The organism is Vagococcus sp. WN80Y (assembly GCF_059621045.1).
The window spans coordinates 23,042-48,832 of sequence record NZ_JCAQHY010000146.1; the positions used below are offsets into that span (position 1 = coordinate 23,042).

A 25,791-nucleotide genomic window follows, 5' to 3' on the forward strand; every position below is an offset into this window, starting at 1 on the left:
GGTGACATAACTCGCCATTCCTAACGTTTTCTTTTTTATTTCTTATACCTTGCAACACGTTCATCCTCAATGATCCCTTTAAAATTCATCCCAAAGGCAAAATCATATTGGTTGCCTTCACTATCTGTATATGGAATCATGTCATGAGCCACATCTTCTTGTTGAGTTTCAACTGTTTCCATGTCAGCCGGCAGTTGAAACGGTAACAAACCACTCGGCTCAGTCTCTCCACTAATCACATTCATCAGTGCTTGATTGGTTGAACTAAAATGAATCAAAATGCTGTCTGCATAAGCTTCAAATTCTTTCGGCACTGTCGGATTATTGCTATCAAGAGTGACGATTACCGGCTTATCACCCATGCTTTCCTTAGTCGCGATCAACTGATCCAGATCACGTTCATTTTCAGCTGTATTCGTTTTACCGCGATACCCACGATCTTGACTTTTCTCCAGAGGATCCCCTCCAGCAATACTGAATTCTCTGGCACTTTCAGCTGTATAAGGTCGGTATTGTAGAGATACTGGCAAGTAACCTTCTTTTTTGTTATATCCCGATGACTTAGGTGATTCCATCATAACAAGTGCAAAATCAGCTTCTTCAGGTGTTGCTACCAACTCAAAATAAGGTGCCACAGTTTCGGCCAAGACAGGCAACTCTTCTGTAGCAGGCGTGACTTGCCCAAACCAATTAACCCCTTCTGGTCGAATCCGCTTAGGAATATAAACCTTCGATTTCTTAGAAAGTGGCAATACTCCCGCCTTATTCTTAACCATCACGATAGACTTTAGCTGAGCCTCAAAGCCTTTTTCCTGATACGTAGGAATGCCATATTGAGCACGTGACTCCTCACTATTTAAATATGCATTCTCCATTAGGCCTGTTCGGAAAATATTGCGTAGTAGACGTGTGGCACTGACCTCCATAATCCCGCGCATGTATGTCTCACCATGCTCCTTCACCCCTATTTTATACGCCTCAATAATCGGTTCTGACTCATTATTACCACCAAATTGATCCACGCCAGCCATCAATACTTTATAATGACGTTCTGCTATAGTTAAATCTTCAACTCCCCAAGGCTTTCCTACCATAAATGAATCGATTGTAGGTGCGTCGTGAGTAATATTCCAATCTGTGCACACAACACCTTGATAATTGTATTTGTCTCGTAACAGCTCCGTTATCAGATGATGATTAAAACCGTTTCCAACGACTTCATTACTTTGATTATAGCTGATTGTATAATAAGGCATCACTGCGCTAGCTTGACTTGTTTTTTCTAAATTAAAGGCGCCTTCGATAAAGGGCTTTAAATGCTCATCAAAATTATTGCCAGGATAGACCGCAAATTTTCCATAGCCATAATGAGCATCGCGCCCACCTTCACCACTGCCACCACCTGGCCAGTGTTTAACCATCGCATTAACGCTTTCCTTACCCCAGCCATCTGGACTATTTTGAAAACCTTCACAGTAAGCTTTGGCTAAATCCGTGCTCAGTTGGCTGTCCTCTCCAAACGTACCGTTAAATCTCATCCAGCGAGGTTCGGTAGCAATATCGACTTGCGGTGAAAGAGCCGTCGTTATGCCTAATGCGCGGTATTCCTTTGCAGCAATCTCACCAAACTCCTTGATTAATTTTGGAGAAAAGGTTGCGGCTAACCCAAGCTGATGCGGCCACTTAGAAATATCGCCCCCTGCCCCTGCATCAAATTCACTATTGGCACTTGTGGTATGCCTAGGATCACTACTGATATTAACAGGAATACCTAAATCTAAGGATTCAGCATACGCCTGCAGATTGTTGTTCCATTTTACACCTGTCTCTAAATCTTGAACAGCCGTTAATAAGACATGACGCAATCGCTCGTCTTTTAAAAACGCTTTTTGCTGATCAGTTAAGTCAGCAAGGTTCGCCTGACTTTCAGCTAACGTCTGACCTTTATAGGTTCCGGCAAACATCGTACCAAATAGCCCTTCACTTGAAACAGATTGATGAGCACTATATAGCATTAAGCCAGCAATGTCTTCTAAGGCCATTTGTTTTACCAAATCAGCAATTCTCGCCTCCATCGGTAAGCGCCAATCTTCGTAAGGGTCGAGTTGGCCGTTTTTATTCAAATCTTTAAAAGCATAGCCGTCTACTTCTAAAAGAGTTACTGGACTATCTTTAGCAAACCCCAGCGTTGCACCAGACTCATTTTTAGCAAGATAATAGCCGTCCTGCTCTTCAATTTGATATTTTTTTGTCATAACTTGTGTCCTTCCATTACTACAGGTTTATGTAATTAATCGTCGTTATTTAAATTCTTCTTCTATCATAATACGATTTGGTCGAATAAACAATCGTTTCTAATCATTAAAAAACATCACAATGCATTTATTTCAATACTTATCAAAAATACGATTAATCTCAATCATTTAAAGATGTCTTGTCATCTTCCTTTGGCTAAAAAACATGATTTCCTTCTAAAACGCGCCTCAAGAGTGAGAGAAAGTTCAGACCTAAGGACGATACCAAAGAACCCCCTCGATGATAAGATAAGTATATAGAAAACAAACAGAGAGCTGGAGGTCGAAAGACATGGAAAATAATTCAACAATCAAAACGCTATTAACAATCGTCGGATTTATCGTCGTAGCATCACTTTTAATGAAAGTACTTGGTGGCATCTTAGGATTTGCCTTACACATCTTAATCCCAATGGCATTAGTTGTCTGGTTAGTTCGCTTCATCTTTGGTGATCGCAGACACAATCGTCAGTACTACCGTTAACTATAACGTTACACTTAATTAGTAACGATTATATAAACTAAGAATAATTTCCCCCGAAATTTTTCTTGCAAAAAAAGCTTTTACATGGATAATCACGCCACGTAAAAGCTTTTTTATTCATTAGCCCAATGCTACATCCAGTACCATCATAATGATAAACCCAACCATCACCCCAAAAACACCATAGTGATTTTTACTAGAAGTTGTCTGCTGAGCCTCTGGAATCAACTCTTCAACTACAACATAAATCATCGCTCCAGCTGCAAAAGCGAGGGCATAAGGTAAGATTGACGATACTTTAGTTACTAATATCGCTCCCAACACCCCAGCAATCGGCTCCACTATTCCTGATGCTTGCCCATAAATAAAGGCTTTTGAACGGCTCAATCCTTCTTGTCTTAAAGGGATTGAAACAGCGGCTCCCTCGGGAAAATTCTGAATTCCAATCCCAATTGCTACAGAGATTGCAGCTAATACACCAGCAGTGGGGTTAGCCATTTGATTGGCAGCACCAAAAGCCACTCCGACTGCCAATCCTTCTGGAATATTGTGTAAGGTAATAGAAAATACTAACAAAATGGTTCGCTTTAGATGACTTGGCAAGCCTTCTTTTTCTTTAGCTGGACCGAAATGCATGTGCGGAATCAAGCGATCTGCTGCATATAAAAACAGCCCACCTAAACCAAATCCAATTCCAGCCACTAGCCAAGGTATATCCCCATTTGCTCGCGCTTGTTCAATTGCCGGATCAAGTAATGACCAGAAACTAGCGGCAATCATCACACCCGAAGCAAATCCTAGCATGATATTTAAGACATCTTTTTTGATATCCTTGAAGAAAAAAACTAGCCCAGCACCTAAGGCAGTCATACCATAAGTAAATAATGTCCCGACTAACGCTTGCTGCCAAGCATTTAGACCCAATAGCCAATTAACCATTTAAACGCCTCCATTTTTACACTCATTTGCCTACTTTTCTCTCTCACTAAGAACAAAAACCCTTTAATCTCTCTAAAAAAGCTCAATTATTCATTCATTGTCATTATGTGTTCATTTTATCACAGGTTTGTTAGACAGCCAAGCGATTATAGGGTTAAATAAATTGTTTTTTAGGCACCCTTAAAGATATTATATAAAAAAAGCAGCTAGGATTGTCTCCTAGCCACAAATGGATGTTCGTCTTCTATTAGTTGTATCTGTTATTAATTTTGAAACCGTGCAACTTGATTCTTTAGGACACCTTTATTGCCAAGACCATACATTATTCCGACCTGAATAGGCAATAAAATCAACGCTTTACCAATCCGTAGTGGAATTTGTGCAACAATTCCTGGTCCCATAATCAAGTATAACCAAAAGGTATTCAAAATGATGTCAATAAAAACGACAATGATGACATTCGCAATTAAGATACGTTGCCATGTCATCTCCTTCTTATAAAAGAACCAACCATAAATGGCTCCTGATAAAAAGGCTGATACTGAAAATCCTGGGAAGTACCCACCAACTGTTGGAAACAGTGTAATCCCAATAAAATCAGACAATGTCGAACCAACTCCTGTTAAAAGTGGTCCAAAAATCATGGCCATTATCGTTGTGGGAATAAACGAAAAGCCAATTCTAACAACAGGTGTTTGGATAACCAAAAACCTTGTTAAAATCAGCTGCATAGCCATTAGTACGCCCATTAAGGCGATTCCCTTGGTGGTGATTTTTTTTGTGTTCATCCTGCGCATCTCCTAATAGAGCTGCTACAAAAAAACTGCAGCGAATGCGAAAATAAAACCGCGAACTAAAAAGTCCTTCGTCCGAAAGGCAACATCCCATCCTTCCAACACTTAACGCTTTATTTCCTACTCTGTTTATTTTTGGTATTTCTACCGCCTTTAATATAGCACATACCGTACTACTTCTTCAAGGAGAGGCACTTTGTTTTACCCAACTTCCATTCAAAACAGACCGCATAAACTAAGGATACTTACCTCCCTTTAATTTATGCGGCCTGTTTTAGGTTGGAGCAAAAATTTATTCCTTTAACTCCCTCTAGGTCATTACTTTACTTGAGCCATGTACTCAGTATCGCCAACTTTTTCTAATGTATAGTTTCCATCAGCATATTTAAGTACTGTCAAGCTACAGTTCCCAATACTTTCACCATGATAATCCTCTGGCGTATAAATAGATAGAATGGTCGGAATTTCACTACCATGAGAGACTGCTAGCACTTTACCGCCGCCTTGTTTTTCAGCTGCTTTAATAATCGTATCAACGGCTTCTTTAGAACGTTTAACAATTTCTTCATAGTTTTCCGCCGTCTGAGTCGGATCATTTTTAGCTATAGCATCCGCCATCTCTTCGTCTGTCATTGCTTTAGTCAACTCTTCCCAAGTAGACCAATCTTTTTCAAACTTAATTCCTTTTTCATCAAACAATGGCGTCCACAACTCCGCATCATCGCGTCCTTCGTATCCGCCATAGCCCCATTCTCGAAGTCCTTCTAGCTCATTCACCGACAAATCCTTCACACTTTTTGACTTGCTTTCAGCTAAAATATACTGGGCTGTGTGGCGCGCTCGTCCCATATCGCTTGAGTAAGCCGAAAGAAACTCAACCTCACTTAAGCCTTTACCAGCCTCCATCGCTTGCTCAATTCCTTTATCGGTTAATGGCGTATCTGACCAGCCTTGAACCTGACCTGTCGTATTAAACATTGTTTTACCGTGACGTACAAAATAAATTTCGACTGGTTTTGTTTCAGTTGGCGTTGAATCAGCCTTTTCCACCGACTTACTTGTACATCCCCCTAATACGATTCCTGCCAACACTAAGCTCATTCCTATTGTCCGTTTTAACTTTACTGTCATCCTACATTCTCCCCGTTCTCATATGCTTACTCATTCTTAATCCAAACATTCTCCGTTAGACGCTATCACCTGCTGATACCAATCAAAGGAATCTTTTTTATAGCGCGCCAGAGTGCCACTACCATCATCCTGCTTATCCACATAAATAAAGCCGTAACGCTTCTTCATTTCACCAGTCGTGGCACTTACTAAATCGATCGGCCCCCAAGTTAAATAACCAATACAGTCGACTTGATCTTCTTCAACTGCTTTTTTCAATTCTTTGATATGCTGCTGCAAATAATCAATTCTGTACGCATCATGAATCTCGCCTGTTTCTGTTAGGTCATCAACCGCACCTAAACCATTTTCAGTCACCATAATTGGTAGACCGTACTTGCGATAAGTGTAATTCAATAAATAACGCAAACCAATAGGATCTATTGCCCAACCCCACTTACTTGTTTCCAAAAATGGGTTCTGAATACCACCAAACAAAGCGCTCTTTTCGGCATCTGCCCCCTCATACTCAGCTACTGAACTAGCATAGTAATTCATTCCTATAAAATCCAATTTACCTTTCGAAAACGCGGATTGATCAGCTTCTGTCACCGTTATTTGAATACCTGCTTCGCGGTACTCAGTTAGTTTATAGCGAGGGAAAGCTCCGTGACACATCGCATCAATTTGGTAGAAATCTCGATCTAACTGTTTAAATGCGTTCATCACATTAATCGGATTAGAATCCACTGGATAAACCGGCTCAATCCCAAAAACACAGCCAATTTGATTTGTCGGATCAATCTTGTGACCTAATTCGACAGCCATACAGCTTGCAACAGTCATATGATACCCAATAGTTGCTAATGTCTGCGCCTTGTCCGTTAACTCCGAATATTTTAGACCAGCAATAATGTAAGTAAAAATATCACTCGCCTCTGTTTGAGGGTCAATGTGATTCATTTCGTTAAAAGTAACCCAATATTTAACCTGCCCTTTCAAAGCTTCAAACATAGTTTCACAATAATTAAGATAAAAATCAATCACCTGACGATTAGCCCAAGAGCCATATTCTCTAACTAAGTGAATCGGCATTTCAAAATGATACAAGGTTACAATTGGCTCAATGCCATTCTTGAGTAATTCAGCAACAAGCTCTTGATAGAAACGAATCCCTCGTTCATTAGGCTGAGACTCATCTCCATTAGGATAAATTCGCGACCAGTCAATGGAAATCCTTAACGCTTTAAACCCCATCTCCGCAAACAAGGTTATGTCCTCACGGTAACGATGATAGAAATCAATTCCCGTGTGAGACGGGTAGTTTTTCCCCTCTTGAATATGTTGATCAATTTCACGGGGCACTTCATAAGAACCAGTCGTCACTAAATCCATAATCGCGAGACCCTTTCCGTCTTGATCCCATGCGCCCTCGCACTGATGAGCCGCAATACTACCGCCCCATAAAAAATCATTCTTCAATTTCATAAGCTCCTCCTAAAATACAATGCTCATCGATGAATCAGCTGCATTGACCACTTGATTTGAAACAGGAATAACATCCAGAAAATCATTAGTATTTGTCACAACCATAATACTCGTTGGATCATACCCCTCTTGTTTAATTCCTGCAAAATCGACTTGGGCCAATTTTTGACCTTTTGTTACTTGATCGCCTTGCTTGACAAATAAATCAAAATGACGACCCTCTAATTCAACCGTATCAATCCCAACATGAATCAATAATTCAATACCGTTTTCATCCTTAATTCCTATGGCGTGTTTAGTTGGAAAAACAACTGTCACTTCACCATCGATTGGTGAGTATAAGTCGTCACTTGTCGGTACGATACCAACACCTTTACCTAAGGCACCTGTTGAAAAAGCTTGATCGCCGATTTCAGCTAATTGAACCAGCTTGCCTGCTACTAAACTACCGACAGGCATCGTCCGTATCTCTTGCTCACTATTAACAACCTTATTATCTGATTGTGTCGCTTCTCCCTCTTCTGACGGAATGCCCAACATATAAGAAGCAATGGCCGCTCCAACAAAACTAATAACCACAGCTGTTACCATAAACCATAAATTTTTAAAGTCACCGTTATTACCGATATATGACGGTAAGCCAAATAATCCCCACGCTACTGAATAAGCTTTAACTCCAGTCAAGCCTGCAAATAAACCACCTAAGCCACCGCCAATCATTACGGCAACAAAAGGCCGACGGAACTTAACAAATACCCCGTAAATAGCTGGCTCAGTTACGCCTAAAACAGCTGATAAGGTCACCGTTCCAAATAGTTGTCTTTGTTTACTGTTTCTAGTTCTTAAGAAATAACCAAGCATCGCTCCTCCAACGGCAATATCAGAAATTGTACAAGAAGAGATAAACGCAGGGTCAAATCCATCTGCTGCAATCAATTGTGCAACAACTGGCATAATGAAATTTCCAGCTCCAAGCATAATAATAAATGGTTGCAAAGCAGAATATAACATCATAACAAACCAACTGCCAACTGTATTCATTAACAAATTAAAGAAACCAATGATACCTTCTCCTAAATAATAGCCCAAAGGACCAAATACTAGTAATGTTGCGGGTAACGTGATCACCATGACTAAAAGTGGTGTCAAGAAATACTGAACCGCACTAGGCACAATTCGTTTAACAAACTTCGTCACAAGCCCCATAAACCACACGGCTAGTAAAATGGGAATAAAGCTATTCGCATACGTGATTTCTGGTAGAGATAAGCCGAACAGACCTAGCCCTTTAACGCCGTTAATTTGCTCAGATAAAATCGTCACAGCTAACGCCACTGCTAAATACGGACTAGCTCCTAAACGCTTAGCAGAGCTCATTGCCATAAATACTGGCAAGAAAAAGAAGACCGCAATACGTAAAGTATCAAAAATTTGATACGTCGGACTTTCTGGAGAAATAATTCCTGTCAAAGACACAATCGATAAGAATGCCGCCAATAAACCGGCACAGATAATCGGTTCTAAGATTGGCGTCATTGATTCAGAAATAACATCTAAAATAGCCTTAACAATATTCTTTTTTTCTTTCGGTGCCTCTCCCTGAGAGTCACTTATTCCGAGCATCTCTGTCAGTTCTTTATAAACATCATTGACATGCGTTCCAACAATAATTTGATACGCAACATTATTACTCACCACATCAATAACGCCATCCATTTCCTTGATGGCATCCGTGTTAGCCTTGTTGCGGTCTTTTAATGTAAATCTAAGTCGAGTCATACAATGAACCACTGATTGAATATTCTTTTTACCACCGACTAGCTTAATTATTTGCTCATTAAATGCTTGATACTTCATTCATTATCTTTCCTTTCAGTTACACGATTAATATGAATCATTAAATAGGTAAACTCTTCTTTTGACAGGACCTGATTAAATTTCCCTTTAACGTAAATGGCAATTTTTTCGATTGCTTCAAATGAGTCAGGGTATAACGCCTTCACCTGATCATATAGAACGGATTCTTTTGCTTCATATGGACTATTGAGTCTTAACCGTTCAATAAAGTATTGGAGATGCGTCACTAAACGCAGATAAGTCAGACTTGTCTCATCAAAATTCATATTGAAATGATACTTGATAATATTTAACATATCCCTTAACGTTTCCATATCTTCAAGCTTTTCATCTAGTAATACCTGATTTTCTTGTAGGTTAACAAAATGCAACGCAATCGAAACCGCCTCGTCTTCTGGAAACTCAATCCCATAAAGCTGTCTCATCATCTCAAGAGCGTGTACCCCAATCTTAAAATAAGTTGGGTAAAACTTTTTCACTTCCCAAGCTAGCGGACTGCGAATAAATTGTCCTTTTTCAGCTCGTTTGACAGCAAACATGATGTGATCTAGTAAAGCCAAATACAAATAATCATTTGCCTTTTTGCCTATCTCTTTTTCCCCAAAAGAAACTAACTCATTAATCAAATCAGTGGTTGCCTCATCTGATTGAGACAGCAAATAACTGAAATGTTCCAAGCGGTCCTTAGAATCTAACACATATACTCGCTCAATTTCAGACTCATCTATTCGTTGGCCAACTTTTTTCTTAAATGATATCCCTGTCGAATACACAATAGATTCGTGCCCTCCTCGTACCACTAAAGCGACATTGTTATTTAATATTTGACGAACTTTCATCATTGACTCCTTTCCAGAAAAAAAACTCAGATTAAACACTAAACAAACCGATATCGGTTCCTTTGATGTTTAATCTGAGTTCTGCCTGCTCTATCAGTAACATAACTCAAGAAATAACTACAGCGCTATTTCTCGTTCTTCTTCTTAATTTATGCCATCATTATACAATGTTTATTTCCGTTAGTCAACGCTTCCACAATTTTGTTAGCTTTTTCTTATCGTTATCACGCTTTTAATTTAATTCACCACGTGAAGACACATGTGTCAAAATGAAAACAAGAGAAGCAGAGCCGTGACATACGTCACAGCTCCGCTTCTCTTATTTTATCTACCACTTAATCGGTGTAGCAGTTTCTTTCAAGACTTGATTTAACTCATTAACAGTCTCTTTTCCAATTGTTTGAAGCCACTCAATGGTTGCCTCCTTCCCCTCCTTAACAAAAATCGGGACACCATCAGCCCAAGTTGCTCGACCACAAAGAACTCCGTTAAATGTCGAACCAGATTCCCTAGCAAATTTCAATGTTTCACGAAACAGCCTAGAAGAAACTCCTGCACTTAGAAAGATATAAGGAAGCTTTGTCGCCTCTGCTTGTTGCTGATAAAAAGCAGCAGCCTGCTCTTTCGTATAAGCACTCTCTCCCTCAGAAAAACCTTCAACTAATGCCATATTAACAGGTGTCTCCACTTTCAAGACATCCACATGATACTGTGGCTTTGAAAATTCTCGCATCATCTCATTAACTTTATGCGGTTTTACTTTCGCAAACTCAAGGCTATTTTGATCTAAGCCTGTTGCATCATAAGACAGCAATTCTAAAAAGAAAGGCATTTCTTCTCCTAGACATTCTGCTCCCAGCCGTTCAACAAATATCCGCTTCTGTTCATTGATTGAACTAGCCTCATCGACATCATAATAAAGCAAAAATTTAATCCCATCTGCCCCAGCATTTTTCAAGCGGGAAACAGACCAGTCCTCTAAAATGTCTGGTAATCTCCCAGGAATAGTTGCATCATAGCCTGTTTTCTCGTATGCTAGTAATAAGCCACATGCTGAATCGGTCTGTTTGGTCGCAGGTAATCCGTATTCAGGGTCTAAGAGAATAGAAGAAGTAGCGGGTGTTAATTCCTTGGCAACAAGTGACTTAAACTCACTAATTTCTTCTGTTGTGGCTTCTTTTTCGTGTGCAGCCATCATTTTTTTCATAGCTCCTCGTTGGTCAATTGCCAATGCAGCGATCACACCTTCTGGAGTTATCATTTTTCGTAATCGGTCATTCTTTGTTTCATTCACACTAATTCTCCTCCAATTTCAATTAAGACTTTAATTTCATGGGAGTTTTTTTCTCGCATTTTTTCAAATGGCAATCCTTTATCCTCAAGATGATAGATCCCAGTAATTAAGCTAGCCGTATCAATTTCTTTAGACGCCAAATATCGGAGTGCCGCTGTCCATTCAAATCCTGGAAATGGTGTAGAATAAGACATCCACGACCCTGTCAATTCGAGTTCTTTCCTTAAAATCACTTCAAACTCTTCCGCCTCAAAGGTAACACTATTTGTACACGTCCCAATAAAAACGACTTTTCCTTTTCGGTCCGCGTATCTAATCGCTTGCCGTTGAGTTTGATTGCTACCTGCTGTTTCAAAAACTAACTCAGCCAAACCATTGGCTTCAAAGTAAGCATCTAACTCCACTTCTAAAGGATTAAGTACGACATCAGCCCCAATTTCCAAAGCCTTTGCCAACTTGTAAGGATTCAAATCAATCACAATAATTTCGCCAACACCACGTGCTCTTAGCGCCAAAATCGTCATCAACCCAATCGTTCCCGCTCCGAGTACCAATGCCCTATCGCCTGAACGAGTATTAATCCGCTCTATACCATGTATGGCGACTGTCAATGGTTCAATCGTTGCTGCTACTTTTAAACTCAAATCAGCTGGCACCTTTAAACAATTTACTGCTGGAGCACTTACATATTCTGCCATCGCGCCTTGCTGCCGCGATCCTATAAAACTATAATTTGTGCACAATTGTGGTCGGCCCTTTTGACATTGTTCACATCGATTACAAGGTATAAGTGGCGCAACTGCAACTCGTTCTCCAACGGTTAGATTCGTTACACCTTCACCTAACTCTGTGACTACACCTGAAAATTCATGCCCTAATACCTGTGGATAAGAGTGAACACCGCCATCAAAATATCGAGGTAAATCCGATCCACAAATTCCCACATAGGCCACTTTTATAACCACTTCCCCTTCTTTAGGGCGTGGTACATCCAACTCACGTAACTTTAGTATCGCTTTATCTGTTACCGCCAATGCTTTCATTTTACATCACTTCACTTTCACTCCGCTTCAACGTACAATGTGCCCTTTTTATATTTCACATACGTATACGCTAAACAGAAAATATATATCGCTGCTATTACAAAAAAACCAAGACTCATCTCTAAAGTAATCCCTTTTGTTAATAAATAAGTAATTGGTGAGCCAGCTTGGTCCAGTGAAGAAATTTGTTCCCCAGCCTTCGTTAGCCCAACTTGCTGTCCTAGCGCTTGTTGAATCGTTGCCATTTGATTCGCAATCCAAATCGTTATACTCATAATAAAAGTCCCTGAGAATAAGGTTCTGAAAATATTTCCTTTGTGGACACCTACAGCAATGGCTATGAAAAAGCCAATAGTAGCTAAATCACCAAAAGGCAAGATTTTATTCCCCGGCATCAATACGGCAATCACTAGAGTCAGTGGAACAAACAGCATCGAGCTCGCCACAACTGCTGGATCTCCTAACATCAGGGCACAATCTAAGCCAATCCGAAAATCTCCGCCTGAAAAACGTCTATCTAACATATCGCGAGCAGCCGTTGAAATAGGAATTAGCCCCTCCATGATAAGCTTGACTACCATCGGCATCAGTACCATAACCCCCGCCATCTGCACTGCTAACGTCAAGGCATCGCCTATTGGATATTTAGCAAGTAGTCCGATAATAAAACCAAGAATTGCCCCAACAATTGTCGGTTGCCCAAAAACGCCCAAACGCTCTTCAATCTTTTCAGAGGTTAAATTAATCTTGTTTAGCCCCGGAATTTTTTCAATTAAATCATCAATCGGAGCCGCCATCACACCCGTATATGCCGATGTCCCGTGAGGCATGGCGATTCCTTCTAAACCAAAATAATCATCCGTCACAGGCGTGAAAATATCGCCCAATTTGTAAGCAATCGCAGCATGCACCACAATGCCAACTATCGCCCAGACATAACTTCCTGTAGCAACTTGAACCATCGCACCTGTAAAAGCCATGTGCCAAATGTTCCAAATATCAACATTAACCACTTTTGTCAGCTTTAAAACTAGCATGACAATATTAACCAAAATAGCGATTGGAATAGCGATTAATCCCATATCTGAAGCCCAAGCCATCGGAGCCGTACCCGGCCATCCTAGGTCAATGACCTCCAAGCCCAGATTATAATTATCTGCCATTGCCTTTGCTGCATCCCCTAGATTTTGTGTCATCAAACTGATGACCAAATTAATCCCTACAAAACCAATTCCGACTGTTAAGCCTGATCGTAAAGATTTACCGATCCCCTGCCTCAATACAATTCCGATAATAAAAATAATTAGCGGAAGCATAACAGTTGGACCAAGATCGACTATATATTTTATTATTCCCATCAATAGACCTCCTATATTCTGTTAATCTTTTAAAACATCCAAAATTTGTTGTTCAAGTTTATCCATGCCCATACCAGAAATAAAGGCCACACCGTGAACTAAAGGCACGCCAAAATCTTTTTTCACTTTAGCTGTCGTCACGATTAAATCCGCTCCATCTTTTTCTGCCTCTAACTCTGTAATCCTAGTCTGCTTCACCTCCCCATCAATTCCATTTGCCTCCATCAACTCCCTAATTTTATTAGCAGCAACGGTTGACGTTGCAATTGCTCCTCCACACGCGACGATTACTTTTTTCTTCATTATAATTTCCTCCTATTATCTTAGATAAATGTTTGTACAATTGTTTCAAATTGTTGCTGGTCTTTAGCTGCTAATGATTGACGTGTCAGCTCACCTTCTTGAATTTTTTCAACCAATTGTTGCAGCTGCTCGAGATGCTTGCCACCACTTTTAATGACCAGTAGAAAAATTAGTTGCGGATAAACCACATCCTCATCATCTCCCCCCATCTCATTAAACTTAATCGGTTGTTTATTAAGGATGCAGAGAATGCCATCCTTTTTTACATACGTACCATCAGTATGAGGTATCGCTACCTCTGGTGTAGTTGGCAACCCTGTTGGAAATGACGCCTCCCTTTCCAATAAAGCCCTCTCAAACTCTGGACTAACATAACCTTCCCTGACTAAAAATTTAGTTGCCTCAGCGAATAACTCATGCTGATCTTGAAAGTTAGTCTGAAACAAATACTCTTTTAAAACCATTAATTATCCTCCTCCTTTTCTGTTTTTATCACCTCGATAGCATGACTTAAAAACTCATGTTCCATCTCACTATCCTTCATTTCGGTTGTGATCAATATATCAATATCAGCCAATTCTGAGGTTTTATAAAGTGCCGACTTACCTAACTTTGTATCATCCGCCATCACAATTACAGTTTTACTGTGAGCTAACATCGCCTTAGAAATTTCAATTTCGCCCATATGGTAGTTGGTCATTCCCGATTTAATATCAATTCCAGCACAACCAAAAAACCCAAGATCAACAAATATCTGCTGAGCATTGTTCAATCCAAAAGTACCAAAAAGAGAGTCTTCATTCTTGCGAACATTGCCACCCAAAATAATCAAATTGATTCCTTCTGAGCGAATTAAAAGGTTAACGATCGGGATACTGTTAGTCACTACTGTCAAATTCTCAAAATCAACTAATTTTTTTGCCAACATATATGAAGTAGTGCCGTAGTCCAAATAAATCGTGTCTCCAGTTTCGATAAACTGTAGCGCCCGTTCCGCGATCGTTTCTTTTGCTTGCTGACTTTCCGTCCTGCGCTTTTCGTAATCAGTTTCTGTGTTTGCTCCATCTAAAACAGCACCACCATAGGTTTTTTTTAACAGACCCATCTCTTCCATCTCAGTAATATCTTTGCGAACCGTTTCTCGAGAAACTCTTAATTCTTTGCTTAGGTCCAAAATTCGAACTGATTTTTTTTCTTTTAAAATCCCTAATATTTTTTCTTTACGATTCTCTGCCATTTTTTCCGCTTCCTCCTACCTGTAATCGTTATCAATATAATAACATGTATTTTGCAAAATGCAATGTTTTTCTTTGCAATAATTTTGCATTAACAAATTTTATATGGCTAAACTGCAAAAAAGATGTATAATGAGTGTATTAAAATGAAGGAGTGATCCAACATGATACACCTAGTTTGTCCTAACCCAGCAATCGACCGAACCCTTTTGTTCCAAGATCTTAAAGAAGGATATCCCAATCGCCCAAAAGAAATCAGGGAATTCCCCGGCGGCAAAAGCTTCAACGTCGCCTATTCATTAAACTTTGAAAAGAAGACTGACTTTCTGATTCACACTATTCTAGGAGGAAGCTATGGCGAAAAAGTTGCCAAACTTGCCAATCAGCAAGATTACCCCTTAGCCATTACAAAAAGCCAAGAGGAAACAAGGATTTGTAGCATCTTAGTCGATCAGCAGCACTCTTCGGTCATACCCATTTACGAAAAAGGGCAGCCGCTAAAAGACTCTGTCTTAACCGACTTAACAACGCAGCTACTCCTAAAAGTTCAAACAGATGACTTTCTCGTCTTTTCTGGTTCTTTTATGCGTGGAATGCCCTCTAATTATCTCTATCAACTAGAAACTGCCTTTACCGAACGAGGAAAAAAAATTAACATTTGCCTTGATTCAAGTGGCGAGGCCCTTAAAGACACATATGCCCAAACTACTCCTTTTTTGATAAAGATTAATGACGAAGAAATACGCGATATTTTCCCAAACGAACACTTAGAACACAAGGAAGACTTTTTGACGTTACTAACAACAAAAATTAACACCGATATCCCTAATTTTGTTATTACCCTTGGAAAAGATGGCATCATTGGTCGCTTAAATGGCAAGTGCTATCATGGCTGGGCTCAGCCTATCGAAGCAAAAAATCCTATTGCTTGTGGTGACTTCTTTCTTGGTCGACTCATTAAAGGTCTTGCTAATAAACAAGCACCCGAAACAATACTAGCTGATGCTCTTTTATTTTCTACCTGTAACGCATTGAATGTCTTTCCAGAAGTGACTAGCCAGCAGTTAGAACAGTATAAAAACACCATTACAGTAGAGCCACTAACTGATTAATCAAAAAACGAGTCGCGGTTACTTTTCACCGCGACTCGTTTTTCACTCTATTTTAATTTTATATGCTCAAAATCAACAATATGGGAGATTGTTGGCTCATTTAAACAAACAAAAAAAGATAGAAGTAGGTCCGTTTTATCGACCCCACTTCTACCCCCAATAACGATGCTCCCATAAACTCTGTTAGGCCTTTACACGGCTCTGCAGATAATCTTTTCCTTTATCCAATGATGCGACTACCTTACAAATTGTTTCAGGATACTCTTCTGTTTGACTATGAGCTAGTTTGTCAGGTACCCAAACCGTTTGCAAGTTCGCCTCATTTGCAGCCTGACAGCCGATAAGCGAGTCTTCAAAAACCAACAATTGCTCCTTTTTAAGCCCTGATTTTTCAATCGCCTTCACATAAATATCGCCTGCAGGTTTTCTCTCCTTGACCTCATCACCAAATACTAAGAAATCAAAGAAATCTAACAGGTCGAAATGCGTAAGAATTTTGCGACCTTTTTCAGTCAAAGTTGATGAGGCTAGCCCAATAACCAACCGTTCCTCTTTAGCAACAGTTAGAATTTCCAAAGCACCAGGCATCAAATGAACCAGATCATCCGACAGCATTTGAAAAAAATACGTTTCTCTCGCTTGACGAATCGCAGCGGTCAGTTTACTATTTTGTGTCAATTGGTCAATTTGTTTGGCGATTAAATCCCAGCCTAATCCCACCCAACCATCGATTTGTTTGGCTGAAATATCGACTGCAAATGAATCAAAGGCTTTTCTCCAAGCAATCTTATAAATTGACTCAGTATCCACTAAGCAACCATCCATATCAAAAATAACTCCAGCTATTGCGACCGTTTCACTCATTGACGCACCTCCTTAGATTGCAAACGAGCGACTAATTCCCCTAGCTTCTCACTTGCCCTTTGAGCGTCCTCTTTCAGTGACGCTTCCGATATAATAAACGAACCGCCAACAGCTATGACCTGATCATTCTCAAGATACTCAACAAAATTATCTGGAGTGATACCACCTGTTGGTAAAAATTTCACGTCATAAAACGGCCCACTCAATGCGTTAATGGCAGATAAACCACCGTAAATATCAGCTGGGAAAAACTTAACAACCTTAAGCCCATACTCTAGCGCCCGCTGAATATCTCCTGGTGTCGCAGTTCCCGGAAAAACCGGAATCCCCAAGCCCAAGCAATACTCAATAACATCAGGAACAACAGCAGGTGAGACAATAAACTTCGCTCCGTTAGCAATGGCTACCTTAGCTTCCTGTAACGTTCTGACCGTTCCCGCACCGACAACTAATTCTCCCGAACTCGCCAATAGTTTAATTGCCTCAGCAGCTAATTCACTACGAAATGTCACTTCAATGAAGCGAACCTCATGACGAATAAGTATTTCCTCTAAACGCTCAAGATATGTTAAGTCAGTCGCTGTATATAATGGCAACAGCTTAACCTCCGCTAATTGTTTATATAACTCATGCTCCATATTTGCTAGCATCCTCATTCTCCTTCTTTTATGGCTCCTAGCTAATTAACTTCCTCTGATTTTGCTTTGGTAATTGCTTCATGCAAGCCTTGCAAATAAGAAATCCCTAGCGCGCGATCATAAAGACCATAGCCTGGCATCGCCACTTCTCCCCAAATTGTTCGGCCATGATCAGGTCGAATAACCCCATCAAAACCAACCTCGATCAAGGCGCTCATAATAGCAGACATATCTAGTGAGCCTTCCGTACTTAAATGAGCGGTCTCTTTAAATTTCTTTTCGCCCATAAATCCAACATTGCGAAAATGAACAAAATTAATACGATCGCCAATCTGATGCACCATTTCAACCAAATCATTGGCCGGATCTGCCCCTAAAGAGCCGGTACAAAACGTAATCCCATTATAAGGCGAGTCAATGATCCCCATTATCTTTTGCAAATCATGCAGGTTTTTTGTGATTCTCGGTAATCCGAAGATTTCCCACGGTGGATCATCCGGATGAATCGCCATCTTGACATCCATCTCCTCACAAACTGGAATCACCTTCAGTAAGAAATACTTTAGATTTTCAAACAAATCTTCCTCAGTTACCCCTTCATAAATCTTAACTAGCGAGTCAAACTTTTTAAGCCGCTCTTCTTCCCATCCTGGTAAGCTAAAGCCCTTAGATTGACTATGAATCAATTTAAACATTTCGCTGGCATCCATCTTATCAACAACTGCTTGATCGTATACAAGTGAAAAGCTACCATCCTGATTTTCATGAGCTAACGTCGTTTTCGCCCAACCAAAAATCGGTTTAAAGCTATAACAAATCAACTTAACGCCGCAGTGAGATAGATTGCGAATCGTTTGAATATAATGCTCAATATACGTGTCTCTATCTGGTGCACCAGCTTTAATCGAATCATGAATCGCAACACTTTCAATGCCTAGCAACTCCAATTCTTCCTTTTCAACGGATTCTTTCAACTCCTGAATCTCAGAAATTTCCCAGACATCGCCAGGTAATTTAGTTAAAAGTGTTCCCACAACACCCGTAATCCCGGGTATCTGTCTCACGTGTTGTAATGGTATGGAATCTCCTTTTTCACCATACCATCTAAATCCCCATTTCATTTTGAATCATCCTTTGCTATTTTATTCAGCTACATACTCTATCAGCTTAAACTGATAGTCTTACTAGAAATCATCCTCGTCATCATCGGCCGTCTCAGCAACCATAGACACATGCCATTTACTTATACTGTCTACGCCTTGAGCCACAATCGCTTGTGCTGTCTGATCGACAGGCGTTGCCAGTAATTGATGATTAATTGCCTCAAGTAGCATCGGCAAGTTTGCGCCACCGATGACATAAACAGACTGCTGCAACTCTTCCTCTAATTGGCTAACAACGAGTAGAGAACGATTATAAGGACTCGCACTGACTAAATCAACCAAGATAATCACACCATCGCCCTGATTTACCTCATTAATTCCTTTTTCTATCTGTACACCCAGTTCTTGAATGTCGTCTCCTTGATTCAAATTAACTGTCGTTATATTCGTAGTTCCACCCATGATCACCTCAGCTGAATCTTTGAGTCCGTCACTTAGTTTTCCGTGGGTTGCAATAACAATTCCAAGCATGGTAGTTCCTCCTTAGCTGTTTTTACCTCTTTATTCTCATTTTTCTAATCAAACAGGGCCTTAATTTTATTAATATTTTCAACTTTCAACGTGGATTGTTTTAAATCTGATGGCTCAAGATAAAAGTGCGGACCTTGAGCAGTTTGTGCCAATCTCCCACCAAAAATAAACGTCACCTGATTTTTCTCTTGCGGATGACTCTGAACCAAGTGGCGCTTGTCTGGTTGAATTCCGTCACCCATCACATGTAACTCAGTCGCTGCTCCCACACAATCGAGCGCATAAATCTTAGCAGAGGCTTTACACGTTTCTTTCAATAAATCTAGTCCCAACTCACCAAAACAGCCCTCATCAACAAACGCAAATGCCGTTTTTTTAGTTGTCACTGTCTCAATCAAACTTAATAAGGCCAAAACAGACGATGTATTTCGGATAAGTGTTTTTCTCGTCGACAATCCCTTCGCTACTTTACTAAAAAGGAAAAAATAAATGCCATAACAGCCAATCGCTATCAGCGTATTAACTGATCTAAAATCAAATGCCCCTTGAGAACTTTTCATATAAGCTAATGTTACTATCAGACCAAACAACAAAGCAATCACCGTACTAACCACCATAAAAGAAGTCACAGCTTGACGCTGTTTCTTGCGGTCAAACAATGTATAAGGGCCAATGCTTTTAGGTGGCGTATCGTAATAAGTACAAATAATTCGATCCGCCGTCTCCACATCGCCAATATAGACATTACTCGAAACGTATTTTTTATTTTGTTGGTGCTCAATAATTTTAATATCCTGTCGCATTTGACTTATATCCGCCACAAGAGCTGATATAAATCGTCGCTTTTGCTTATTTGTACGACGCAAGCGATACATATACTGATAGCGAAACGTCCAATCCTGTAGCCGCTCATCTGGTTTCATCTTGATCCGCACTTCCCCTCATCTGTTCCATTACTTGAAACACTGACGATGTTGCTAAAAAGCAATCACCGTCAGCACAAAGTCCGCCTACAAATCGAACTTCGCTAATACCTCTTTTAAAGTTGATTTTGGCGCTGAAGGCGTCGCTTGGAAATAAATATCCTCAACACCATACGCTTCATTCAGCTCTTTTAACTTTTCAGCATCTTCTTTATTTAAGTAAACTGATTTAGTCACCAAAAGATCTTTATCAGGATTTTTCTGAGCAATACCACCAATGTTTAACTCTTTCATCGGCACCCCATGTGTGACCAAATCATAGATAACACTCACTGTCTTAGCGATCAGAATACAGTTATAGTCCTTAAATTCGTACTCATCCCAGTAAAACTTCGCTTTGTCAGGTGATACAACGATCGTTTTTTGACCTGTTCGGCCACCAGCGCTTTTATACAAATCGCGCATAAATTTATCCTTAGCCACCACCTCATCAACAACAAAAATTGAATTAACTCCGCTTTTTTGTGACAGTGTCATCATGACCTGACCATGAATTAATCGCTCATCTACACGTGCTAAATTAATGACTCCCATTTTATGCCACTTCCTTCTAGGTTTAGTTTATAAGATTCCCACTGCTGCTAAGACTATCAAGATTCCCGTCAGCCATAACAGTGCCTGAGTTACTTTCAGACCTTTTTTCGTATAGAACCAATAGACACCCATAACTACTGCTAAAGGCAAGATTCCCGGAACAATTTGGTCCAATATATCCTGGATGACAAACTCTCGACCTGAAATTTTAAATTGCAAAGCCGATGACACTTTAACATAATTCCCTGCCAATATCCCCATCATAAACAATCCCAGAACAGATAAGGTTTCGATCGCATTTTGAACCCCAGAACTTTGCATTAACCCCGTTGCGTTGCGTCCCATTGTAAAAGCTTGTCGAGCAAAAAACACCCCTAATGTTGCTTGATAAAGAGCAAAAGCAATAAATGGGAACAAGGCGCCTAAAGCACTTCCTTGCTCTGCCCACGGTACTGCAATCGCAATAAAAATGTATTGAACCGTTCCTGAGTCAATCGCATCCCCAATACCGGCTAAGGCTCCCATTAGTCCAGCCTTTGTGTTGTACATCAAATCATCTTGCATTAAAATTTCAGTATCCTCATATTCTTCTTGAGCTCTTTGCTGCTCCATCGAAGACATCAGACCTGTAATTACACCGCCCCCCCAGCTAAGCTGAGTATTAAAAAATAGCAATTGACGCTTATACGCTGCCTTTAACGCATCATCATCCTTATAAAGCTTTCTTAAAATTGGCATCATGGCATATAGTAACGAAGGCGCTAGATACCGTTCAAAAGAATGGGGAATTTCATTGGCAAAATGCCATCTAAGATACGCTTTCGTCACATCTTTTTTCGTAATCTCTTCTGGTGCAAGAGTTGTATTTTTTGTCGTCTCTGTCATGTTACTTTCTCCTCCTATCAGTTAAAATCCGTCATCATAATCATCGTCATCGTCGTCAAAAGAGGCTCCTGTTTTACCAGCACTGCTAGCTGGCGCTGGCACATTTTTTCCTTTTTGAGACTGAACAAAAATCAAGGCGATTATTACACCAAAGATTGCGTAAGTTACCATCGTAACCTCTAATGATTTAAAGACAATACTCATGAAATACGCAAGGAAAAAGAACATCATATAATCCTTTCGACCAATAACGTAAACAGTTGTCGCAATTCCAATTGCGGCTAATCCACCACCAACAACTTCTAATACGTGAATAACAACTGTTCCTTCAAGCGCTGTGATAACATCCGCAATAACCGGTGCGCCAAAATAAAGAGCCACAAAAACGAGTGGAACAAACAGTGCAAATGACGCAATAGTCGGATAAGCAATGATCGAACGAGAAATCGCCTTCGGATTTAATTCATCCACCGCTTTATCTGTATATTTACCCAAGAATGTGTTGATAAAAAATCTAAATTGATATAAATAGCTACCTAACAGCCCAACGGGTACAGCCACAGCGATAGCCGCTTCTGGAGCTAAATTCCCCATTAAAGCTACGGGAACCGCAATCGCCGCCGCAATTGAAGGCTCCGCCGGCATTGACCCACCTGGTGAAAATACTCCCATATAAATCATTTGTAGCGCGGCAGTTACAATCATCGCTTGAGCGACATCTCCCATAACAAGACCAACAATCAAACCAGTCATTAATGGTGAAAATCTGAGGGTTAAAGTTGCGCCTCCCCCTAGCCATCTCGACATAACCGCTGCAGTCCATAAAGCAATTAACAAACTTTGTACAACACTTAATGTTTCCATATGTCTCCCTTCTCTCTCTTCCCTTTAATATAATCTTCCAACTGATTTACCGCTGTCTTAAGCGACGCTTCAGTCACGACTATTGGAATAAGATGAACCTTTTCTTTTGAATTAATAAATGTCACCATCTGATCAATAACACTCTTATCTGTGGGATAAATCGCCATTTGCTGCAAAGACATAGGTAATTTCAACGTCTGATAAAAAGGTAATAACTCATCAATAGCTTCCCATTTACCTTCTAGCGCTAATTGATAAAAAATCCCATACGCAACTTTTTCACCATGTAAGTACTGGTGACTTTCAGGAATATACTTACTCATTGCATCGTGCATCGCATGGGCAGCAGCATTTCGCGCATATTTATCGCCCAAGCCTCCCACCATACCAGCAACGGCAAAAACAATTTCTGATAGATGAACAAATTCAGCTGAAAGCTCGCCTTTTTTCATGTCTTCAATTGCCTTCGTTGATTCCTGCATAATCGCCTTTTTACATAAAACTGATGTATAAGCTGCTAATTGTAAAAAGGGTTCATTTTTCAAATGCTCTTGCTGCAAAATAGTATCTGATTCATACCACTTAGCCAAGGTATCAGCCAATCCTGCAATAAAATAAGGCACAGGCGCATCAATAATTAATTCAGGATCAGTTACTAAAAATGCCGCCTGTCTTAAATAATGCTCTGTTTTCCCCTCAGCTTCACCAGTCTCCTTATACATAACTGAAAGAGGCGTCCACGGTGCACAGTTACTTGCCAGTGTCGGAATAATCCCGAAATTAAGATTAAGCAAATGAGCTGCATAGCCAACTAAATCTGTCAGCTTGCCACCACCCACGCCGATAATAAAATCAATTTCCTCCTGCTCGGCAAGTTCCCTAATCAGCTCAGCGCCGTAATAACTGCATTCACCTGTATAACGGTGATACCTGAATTGATAATGACTGTCCTGTAAAAAACTCAACTTAGGCTTAGCCTTTTCCCATGAAACAGTCCCATGCACAATCAGAATTTTTTTAGCCTTGTACTCCGCTAACAAGCTCGGCACACACTCAATGGCGCCAATCTGATACTGATAAAACTGTGGCCCAACCTTCACTTTTAACCCGTCTATCATACGCCCTTACCTTACCACTTGTGCAAGATAGCTACTCTCAGCCTGCACAGCCCTTTCAGGTACTTTTCCTTGAGCGATATCTTCAACATCCTGAACACATTTCTCTCCCATATCTTTCAAGCATTCTCTTGTATAAGCAGACGTATGCGGTGTCATTACTACATTACCTAATGAAAGATAAGGATGATCTTGTCGGCCCGGCTCTTCTTCTAGCACATCTGTTGCAAAACCAGCTATCTTCCCTGTTTTTAAACCGGTTACAATCGCCGTTTCATCAACTAGGGCACCTCTAGCACTATTAGATAGATACACATTATCTTTCATTTTAGCAATTTCTTTTTCCCCAATCATGTGGTAGTTCTCTTCTGTTAAATTAGCACATAAACAAATAATATCTGAGGATTCCAATAGTTGATCAAGCTCGACTTTTCTAGCCCCAAAGCTTTGAATATGACGCTCAGACTTATAAGGATCATAAGCAAGAACTTCGCATCTAAACCCATTACGGACGATCTCAACCACGCCACTGCCAGTATTCCCGACACCAATGACACCAACGGTTTTATTAAACAACGTTCTACCGACAAATTTTGCTCGGTCTTCCCAATGATTCGCCCTCACGGAGCTATCCGCCTCAACTGTCCGCCTTAAAATAGTCATCAAATTAGTCACATTATTTTCTGCCACTGCATCACGCTCTACAAGAGCTGGAATAATTGACACGATTGTTTGATGGTCTGCGGCTGCCTCAAGATCAATATTATTGTAGCCAATCCCATGTCGTGAAATTAAAATAAGTTCATCTTTGTAATCAAAAAATTCTTGTGTAAAAAACGGGGTAACGCTTGCAATAATAATGGTATAACCCTCAAGAACCTCTGCCAATTCTCTACCAGAAATCTCGCCATCAACCGTAAAATGTTTGACCTCTCCGACTTTCTCTAATCGACTCATATGCTCAGGAAAAATTTTGCCAAAACTACTAGAATTAACAATTGCAATCTTATACTTCACCTTACTCAAACTCCTTTCACCGCTATTTTTTTGCAGTGCCTCTCAAAAAGCGACCCATCATTCAATTAAGCCTTTTCATTTATTCCTCCTTCCAACAAGTGACCCACTAGCACTCCCTTCTCAATCCCTCAACCTAGCTGCAAACCTGATAACTCAGTCACTTTATAATGTATCCCTATCGGATACCTAAATAGTACTTCATAAAAAAAATTATGTAAAGAGTTTTAGATAATAAAAAATATTTTTTATTATCACGGCTTATCACTACTAAAACGCTTATCGGAAAACGGTCTCAAAAATGAAAATAGCTGATTTTTTCGACACAATTATTTCCATGAATCCTCTTAAAAACTAGCTGACAAATGAGCTGATTAATTTACTAACCGTCGCCATAATCTCACCACTAATAAAAGTAACCAACCATTGTTTCCCCCTTCATTTTGACACTTACTGTCCTAGCCACCAAATAATCAACATGATTAATTAAATTAAAAGTATATATAAAACTAATTTTTTAGTCACTATTAAGACGTGTTATACTCATTTCGCTTGCCATCTATTTTACTGATCATCACGCTAAAACTAAAAATGCTCAAAAATCCCCCTTTACTTTCACACGCACTTATCAATTTAATGACAATTGTTATCTTTTATGTAACTAGGACATACAATCGTTACTCTTCGATTAACACCTTAAAATACGAACGATAAACTATTTTGTATGCTTTTTATTGAAAAAAAAACAATAAAACAAACATTAATTATGAATATACGATTAAAAGTTCGTTAAGAAAAAAAGATGAGACTTTTGTCTCACTCTTCTTTAACTTTTTGCCTTGAAGAAAGTAAATCCACTCATTATTTTCAAGCAATCTTTTTCAAATTTTATTTTTTACTAACCTAAAAAAAATAAAAATTGTTTTTTAGACAGTTATTCTCTATAATAAGCTATAAGTCCCACCCTCTATAAAAAGTAACCAAATTTTAGCCGGCACAGTCCACTGACTTCAGTGAATCATCACTAGAGTTAGCTCAACATCGTTACGAGTATCATCATTTGTAACCCTTTTCTCTTAAAAAAATACTTAGTACTACTGACACATACTA

25 protein-coding genes and 1 riboswitch are annotated in these 25,791 nt (G+C 39.8%); of the genes, 2 read left to right on the plus strand and 23 right to left on the minus strand.

Features of this window, described 5'->3' with window-relative positions; all coding sequences use genetic code 11:
• Nucleotides 1-35: 35 nt before the first annotated feature.
• Nucleotides 36-2,255, minus strand: a complete 2,220-nt coding sequence (locus AC5KOD_RS09875; RefSeq protein WP_496914388.1) for a glycoside hydrolase family 3 protein — start codon at nt 2,253-2,255, stop codon at nt 36-38.
• A gap of 331 nt (nt 2,256-2,586) precedes the next feature.
• Between AC5KOD_RS09875 and AC5KOD_RS09880 the strand changes: the two genes are divergently transcribed.
• Nucleotides 2,587-2,778: a hypothetical protein gene (locus tag AC5KOD_RS09880; RefSeq protein ID WP_496914389.1), complete on the plus strand. Its 192-nt coding sequence runs from the start codon at nt 2,587-2,589 to the stop codon at nt 2,776-2,778.
• Between the two features lie 120 nt (nt 2,779-2,898).
• Here AC5KOD_RS09880 and AC5KOD_RS09885 read toward each other — a convergent pair whose 3' ends face one another.
• The 12 genes from AC5KOD_RS09885 to AC5KOD_RS09940 all read right to left on the minus strand — a co-directional run bounded on the left by AC5KOD_RS09885 (nt 2,899) and on the right by AC5KOD_RS09940 (nt 15,040).
• Nucleotides 2,899-3,717 carry a ZIP family metal transporter gene (locus AC5KOD_RS09885; protein WP_496914390.1) on the minus strand — a complete coding sequence of 273 codons (819 nt, stop codon included), beginning with the start codon at nt 3,715-3,717 and terminating at the stop codon, nt 2,899-2,901.
• A 263-nt stretch (nt 3,718-3,980) separates the two neighbouring features.
• On the minus strand, nt 3,981-4,505 hold the full coding sequence (locus AC5KOD_RS09890; RefSeq protein WP_496914391.1) for a folate family ECF transporter S component: 525 nt from the start codon (nt 4,503-4,505) through the stop codon (nt 3,981-3,983).
• A gap of 36 nt (nt 4,506-4,541) precedes the next feature.
• Nucleotides 4,542-4,641, minus strand: a riboswitch (THF riboswitch).
• A 188-nt stretch (nt 4,642-4,829) separates the two neighbouring features.
• A complete protein-coding gene (locus AC5KOD_RS09895; protein ID WP_496914392.1) occupies nt 4,830-5,642 on the minus strand; it encodes a histidine phosphatase family protein in 813 nt (270 codons plus the stop codon).
• Between the two features lie 36 nt (nt 5,643-5,678).
• Nucleotides 5,679-7,109, minus strand: coding sequence for a family 1 glycosylhydrolase (locus AC5KOD_RS09900; RefSeq protein ID WP_496914393.1), 1,431 nt, complete (start codon nt 7,107-7,109; stop codon nt 5,679-5,681).
• 9 nt (nt 7,110-7,118) lie between these two features.
• Nucleotides 7,119-8,966 (minus strand): beta-glucoside-specific PTS transporter subunit IIABC, encoded by a 1,848-nt coding sequence (locus AC5KOD_RS09905; protein ID WP_496914394.1) that lies wholly within the window; start codon nt 8,964-8,966, stop codon nt 7,119-7,121.
• Nucleotides 8,963-9,805 (minus strand): PRD domain-containing protein, encoded by an 843-nt coding sequence (locus tag AC5KOD_RS09910; protein WP_496914395.1) that lies wholly within the window; start codon nt 9,803-9,805, stop codon nt 8,963-8,965. The genes AC5KOD_RS09905 and AC5KOD_RS09910 overlap by 4 nt, the downstream gene beginning before the upstream one ends.
• A 328-nt stretch (nt 9,806-10,133) precedes the next feature.
• Nucleotides 10,134-11,105 carry a tagatose-bisphosphate aldolase gene (lacD, locus tag AC5KOD_RS09915; RefSeq protein WP_496914419.1) on the minus strand — a complete coding sequence of 324 codons (972 nt, stop codon included), beginning with the start codon at nt 11,103-11,105 and terminating at the stop codon, nt 10,134-10,136.
• Nucleotides 11,096-12,142, minus strand: coding sequence for a galactitol-1-phosphate 5-dehydrogenase (locus tag AC5KOD_RS09920; protein ID WP_496914396.1), 1,047 nt, complete (start codon nt 12,140-12,142; stop codon nt 11,096-11,098). The genes lacD and AC5KOD_RS09920 overlap by 10 nt, the downstream gene beginning before the upstream one ends.
• Before the next feature lie 17 nt (nt 12,143-12,159).
• Nucleotides 12,160-13,500 (minus strand): PTS galactitol transporter subunit IIC, encoded by a 1,341-nt coding sequence (locus AC5KOD_RS09925; protein ID WP_496914397.1) that lies wholly within the window; start codon nt 13,498-13,500, stop codon nt 12,160-12,162.
• 21 nt (nt 13,501-13,521) lie between these two features.
• Entirely contained in the window at nt 13,522-13,803 is a 282-nt protein-coding gene (gene gatB, locus AC5KOD_RS09930; RefSeq protein WP_496914398.1) for a PTS galactitol transporter subunit IIB, read from the minus strand.
• Between the two features lie 20 nt (nt 13,804-13,823).
• Complete coding sequence (locus AC5KOD_RS09935) at nt 13,824-14,267, minus strand: PTS sugar transporter subunit IIA (RefSeq protein ID WP_496914399.1); 444 nt, start codon at nt 14,265-14,267, stop codon at nt 13,824-13,826.
• Nucleotides 14,267-15,040 (minus strand): DeoR/GlpR family DNA-binding transcription regulator, encoded by a 774-nt coding sequence (locus tag AC5KOD_RS09940; RefSeq protein ID WP_496914400.1) that lies wholly within the window; start codon nt 15,038-15,040, stop codon nt 14,267-14,269. Before AC5KOD_RS09940 ends, AC5KOD_RS09935 begins: the two co-directional genes overlap by 1 nt.
• Nucleotides 15,041-15,202: 162 nt before the next feature.
• Here AC5KOD_RS09940 and AC5KOD_RS09945 point away from each other — a divergent pair, with 162 nt between their 5' ends.
• Nucleotides 15,203-16,150: a 1-phosphofructokinase family hexose kinase gene (locus tag AC5KOD_RS09945; RefSeq protein WP_496914401.1), complete on the plus strand. Its 948-nt coding sequence runs from the start codon at nt 15,203-15,205 to the stop codon at nt 16,148-16,150.
• Between the two features lie 183 nt (nt 16,151-16,333).
• On the opposite strand, the gene AC5KOD_RS09950 is transcribed toward AC5KOD_RS09945, so the two are convergent.
• The 10 genes from AC5KOD_RS09950 to AC5KOD_RS09995 all read right to left on the minus strand — a co-directional run bounded on the left by AC5KOD_RS09950 (nt 16,334) and on the right by AC5KOD_RS09995 (nt 24,684).
• Complete coding sequence (locus AC5KOD_RS09950; protein WP_496914402.1) at nt 16,334-17,014, minus strand: HAD family hydrolase; 681 nt, start codon at nt 17,012-17,014, stop codon at nt 16,334-16,336.
• Nucleotides 17,011-17,664, minus strand: coding sequence for a bifunctional 4-hydroxy-2-oxoglutarate aldolase/2-dehydro-3-deoxy-phosphogluconate aldolase (locus tag AC5KOD_RS09955; protein ID WP_496914403.1), 654 nt, complete (start codon nt 17,662-17,664; stop codon nt 17,011-17,013). Before AC5KOD_RS09955 ends, AC5KOD_RS09950 begins: the two co-directional genes overlap by 4 nt.
• 29 nt (nt 17,665-17,693) lie before the next feature.
• Nucleotides 17,694-18,773 (minus strand): mannonate dehydratase, encoded by a 1,080-nt coding sequence (uxuA, locus tag AC5KOD_RS09960; protein WP_496914404.1) that lies wholly within the window; start codon nt 18,771-18,773, stop codon nt 17,694-17,696.
• Nucleotides 18,774-18,836: 63 nt separating this feature from the next.
• On the minus strand, nt 18,837-19,286 hold the full coding sequence (locus AC5KOD_RS09965) for a PTS sugar transporter subunit IIA (RefSeq protein WP_496914405.1): 450 nt from the start codon (nt 19,284-19,286) through the stop codon (nt 18,837-18,839).
• A gap of 44 nt (nt 19,287-19,330) precedes the next feature.
• Nucleotides 19,331-20,221: a hypothetical protein gene (locus tag AC5KOD_RS09970; RefSeq protein ID WP_496914406.1), complete on the minus strand. Its 891-nt coding sequence runs from the start codon at nt 20,219-20,221 to the stop codon at nt 19,331-19,333.
• 75 nt (nt 20,222-20,296) lie between these two features.
• Complete coding sequence (locus AC5KOD_RS09975; protein ID WP_496914407.1) at nt 20,297-20,803, minus strand: PTS sugar transporter subunit IIB; 507 nt, start codon at nt 20,801-20,803, stop codon at nt 20,297-20,299.
• A gap of 27 nt (nt 20,804-20,830) precedes the next feature.
• Entirely contained in the window at nt 20,831-21,688 is an 858-nt protein-coding gene (locus tag AC5KOD_RS09980; protein ID WP_496914408.1) for a PTS system mannose/fructose/sorbose family transporter subunit IID, read from the minus strand.
• Between the two features lie 21 nt (nt 21,689-21,709).
• Nucleotides 21,710-22,552 (minus strand): PTS mannose/fructose/sorbose/N-acetylgalactosamine transporter subunit IIC, encoded by an 843-nt coding sequence (locus AC5KOD_RS09985; RefSeq protein ID WP_496914409.1) that lies wholly within the window; start codon nt 22,550-22,552, stop codon nt 21,710-21,712.
• The gene (locus tag AC5KOD_RS09990) at nt 22,540-23,670 is read right to left on the minus strand and encodes an iron-containing alcohol dehydrogenase family protein (protein ID WP_496914410.1); all 1,131 of its coding nucleotides are present in this window, start codon (nt 23,668-23,670) and stop codon (nt 22,540-22,542) included. Before AC5KOD_RS09990 ends, AC5KOD_RS09985 begins: the two co-directional genes overlap by 13 nt.
• Nucleotides 23,671-23,676: 6 nt before the next feature.
• The gene (locus AC5KOD_RS09995; protein ID WP_496914411.1) at nt 23,677-24,684 is read right to left on the minus strand and encodes a D-isomer specific 2-hydroxyacid dehydrogenase family protein; all 1,008 of its coding nucleotides are present in this window, start codon (nt 24,682-24,684) and stop codon (nt 23,677-23,679) included.
• Nucleotides 24,685-25,791 lie beyond the last annotated feature (1,107 nt).